Source organism: Hymenobacter defluvii (assembly GCF_017589435.1).
GTDB classification, from domain to species: Bacteria; Bacteroidota; Bacteroidia; order Cytophagales; family Hymenobacteraceae; genus Hymenobacter; species Hymenobacter profundi.
The window spans coordinates 1-2452 of sequence record NZ_JAGETX010000052.1; the positions used below are offsets into that span (position 1 = coordinate 1).

The 2452-nt window shown below is 49.2% G+C and carries 4 protein-coding genes and 1 pseudogene; all 5 read right to left on the bottom strand.

Annotated features, from left to right (window positions below; genetic code table 11):
- Positions 1 to 412 (bottom strand): annotated as a pseudogene (locus J4D97_RS22720) (DNA-directed RNA polymerase subunit alpha); the annotation flags it as partial.
- 151 nt (positions 413 to 563) lie between these two features.
- Positions 564 to 1169 (bottom strand): 30S ribosomal protein S4, encoded by a 606-nt coding sequence (gene rpsD, locus J4D97_RS22725; RefSeq protein WP_208309587.1) that lies wholly within the window; start codon positions 1167 to 1169, stop codon positions 564 to 566.
- Positions 1170 to 1309: 140 nt separating this feature from the next.
- On the bottom strand, positions 1310 to 1702 hold the full coding sequence (rpsK, locus tag J4D97_RS22730; protein WP_185281342.1) for a 30S ribosomal protein S11: 393 nt from the start codon (positions 1700 to 1702) through the stop codon (positions 1310 to 1312).
- A 70-nt stretch (positions 1703 to 1772) separates the two neighbouring features.
- The gene (gene rpsM / locus J4D97_RS22735) at positions 1773 to 2150 is read right to left on the bottom strand and encodes a 30S ribosomal protein S13 (protein ID WP_208309588.1); all 378 of its coding nucleotides are present in this window, start codon (positions 2148 to 2150) and stop codon (positions 1773 to 1775) included.
- A gap of 18 nt (positions 2151 to 2168) precedes the next feature.
- Positions 2169 to 2285 (bottom strand): type B 50S ribosomal protein L36, encoded by a 117-nt coding sequence (gene ykgO, locus J4D97_RS22740; protein ID WP_034256541.1) that lies wholly within the window; start codon positions 2283 to 2285, stop codon positions 2169 to 2171.
- Between the last annotated feature and the right edge of the window lie 167 nt (positions 2286 to 2452).

Here is a 2452-nt window from a genome sequence, read left to right on the forward strand (position 1 = left end):
CAGTACCCGGGTCAACGTGGCAGATCACTAGATCCGGATTCAATACCTGAAAACCGCTGGTGAAGTTATTAATATCGCCCGCCGAGAAAGTTTCCTGACCTTTGATGCGCACCGTGATTTTATCCTCAATGGCGTCGCTCACCTTTTTGAAGCGAACCTGCTTCAGGTTCAGAATGATTTCGGACATGTCCTCAATCACACCTTCAATAGTCATAAACTCGTGCAGAACGCTGCTGGTGCGTACCGACGTGATGGCGTAGCCCTCTAGCGACGACAGCAGGATGCGGCGCAGAGCGTTGCCGATCGTGACGCCGTAGCCTTTCTCCAGCGGTTTGAATTCAAACGTTCCGTAAAAGTCGTCTGATTTCTCCATCACGACCTTTTCCGGCATTTGAAAAGCTAAGATTGACATAAGTGGGGCTTTATATGTAGTGTGTATGAGTAGTAGGTAGCAAGACCACAAACAAGTTGTTTACGTCCTACTACCTACTACTCAGTACTCAAATCCATTAAATACAACGAAGAAAATCGAATGAACGCCCCAGCCATAGCCAGGGCAGTTACTACTTCGAGTACAGCTCGACAATGAGCTGCTCAGTGATTTTCTCCGGAATCAGTTCGCGGGAAGGAGCATTTAGGAACTTGCCTGCCATCTCTTTGCCATCCCACTCCAACCACGAGAACTGACGCGAGTTGCGCACGCTCAAGCTATCGGTGATGGTTTCCAACGACTTCGATTTTTCACGAACACCCACTACATCACCAGCACGTAGCTTGTAAGAAGCGATATTCACGATTTCACCGTTCACTGTGATGTGCTTGTGCAATACTAATTGGCGAGCAGCACGACGGGTAGGTGCAATGCCGAAGCGATAAACTGTATTATCAAGACGCGATTCCAGCAGGGCCAACAGGTTATCGCCCGTAATGCCGGGGAGAGTAGCAGCCTTGTGGAATAGGTTTTCGAATTGCTTTTCCAACACGCCGTAGAGGTATTTCACCTTCTGCTTCTCCATCAACTGGATGGCGTATTCCGATTGCTTCTTGCGACGGCCACGACCATGCTGGCCGGGGGGATAGTTCTTTTTGTTGAGTGCCTTGCTCGGGCCGAAAATCGGCTCATTGAAGCGACGGGCAACTTTGGTTTTAGGACCGGTATAACGTGCCATTTCGGGGTTATTGAGTTTTACTGGGGGTTGAACCGCATGTGTCGGGCCTCTCGAATGTGCCTTGCAGGGGTGAAAGGCTGCATCAGAAACCCGACACGGAGGGCAAACCAACGCCAAGCGTCAGCTGCCAGTTCATTATATCAGACGCGACGACGTTTAGGAGGACGGCAGCCATTATGGGGCAGCGGCGTCACGTCGCGGATGGTCGTCACCTCAATACCCACGTTTTGGATAGTCCGAATAGCTGACTCCCGGCCCGAACCCGGACCTTTCACGAATACTTCGGCTTTGCGCATACCTAAGTCATGCGCTACTTTGCCGCAATCCGTGGCTGCCATCTGAGCAGCGTAGGGAGTGTTTTTCTTCGAACCACGGAATCCCATCTTACCAGCCGATGCCCAAGAGATTACTTGGCCATTGTTGTTGGTGATGGAGATGATGATGTTGTTGAACGAAGCCTTGATATGTACTTGGCCGGTCTGTTCAACCTGGACAACGCGCTTCTTGGCTTTGTCTTTTCTCTTTTGTGCCATTTGGTTATCGCAAAATATGCGGAAGGTGTTGAAGCTAATTATTACTGCTAGCTCCGATTTCCGCTACTGGTTATTTAGTAGCCTTTTTCTTGTTGGCAACCGTCTTACGCTTACCCTTACGAGTGCGCGAGTTGTTCTTGGTACGCTGACCACGAACCGGCAAGCCTTTACGGTGACGTAGACCACGGTAGCAACCAATATCCATCAAGCGTTTGATGTTCAGCTGCACTTCCGAACGCAGCACACCTTCCGTCTTGTGTTCGGAAGCAATAATGCTACGGATTTCACCAGCTTCATCTTCAGTCCAATCTTTTACCTTTTTATCTAGCGAAATGCCAGCTTTGGTAAGGATCTTCTGGGAAGAAGAACGGCCGATGCCGAAAATATACGTCAGGGCGATTTCGCCCCGCTTGTTGTCCGGGATATCTACCCCTGCAATACGAGCCATGTTGTAGTATCTGAGTGCTTAACCTTGCCGCTGCTTATAACGCGGGTTTTTCTTGTTGATGACGTAAAGCTTGCCTTTGCGGCGAATCACTTTACAGTCAGCGCTACGCTTCTTTACGGACGCTTTGACTTTCATGAGTGTGGAAACTTAGGGTCTATGAGACATGAGGCCTTAGAAAGACCCCGAATTCTAGAAAAGTGGTGCAAAAGTACACAACTTCCTGAAATTCTGAGTCTCTAAGACCCTTATTTATAACGGTAAACGATTCTACCTTTCGACAGGTCGTAAGGAGACATTTCCAA

Coding starts and splice junctions, on each gene's coding strand:
- rpsM (WP_208309588.1), bottom strand. CDS start 2,150: ATGGCTCGTATTGCAGGGGTAGATATCCCGGACAACAAGCGGGGCGAA.
- ykgO (WP_034256541.1), bottom strand. CDS start 2,285: ATGAAAGTCAAAGCGTCCGTAAAGAAGCGTAGCGCTGACTGTAAAGTG.
- rpsD (WP_208309587.1), bottom strand. CDS start 1,169: ATGGCACGTTATACCGGTCCTAAAACCAAAGTTGCCCGTCGCTTCAAT.
- rpsK (WP_185281342.1), bottom strand. CDS start 1,702: ATGGCACAAAAGAGAAAAGACAAAGCCAAGAAGCGCGTTGTCCAGGTT.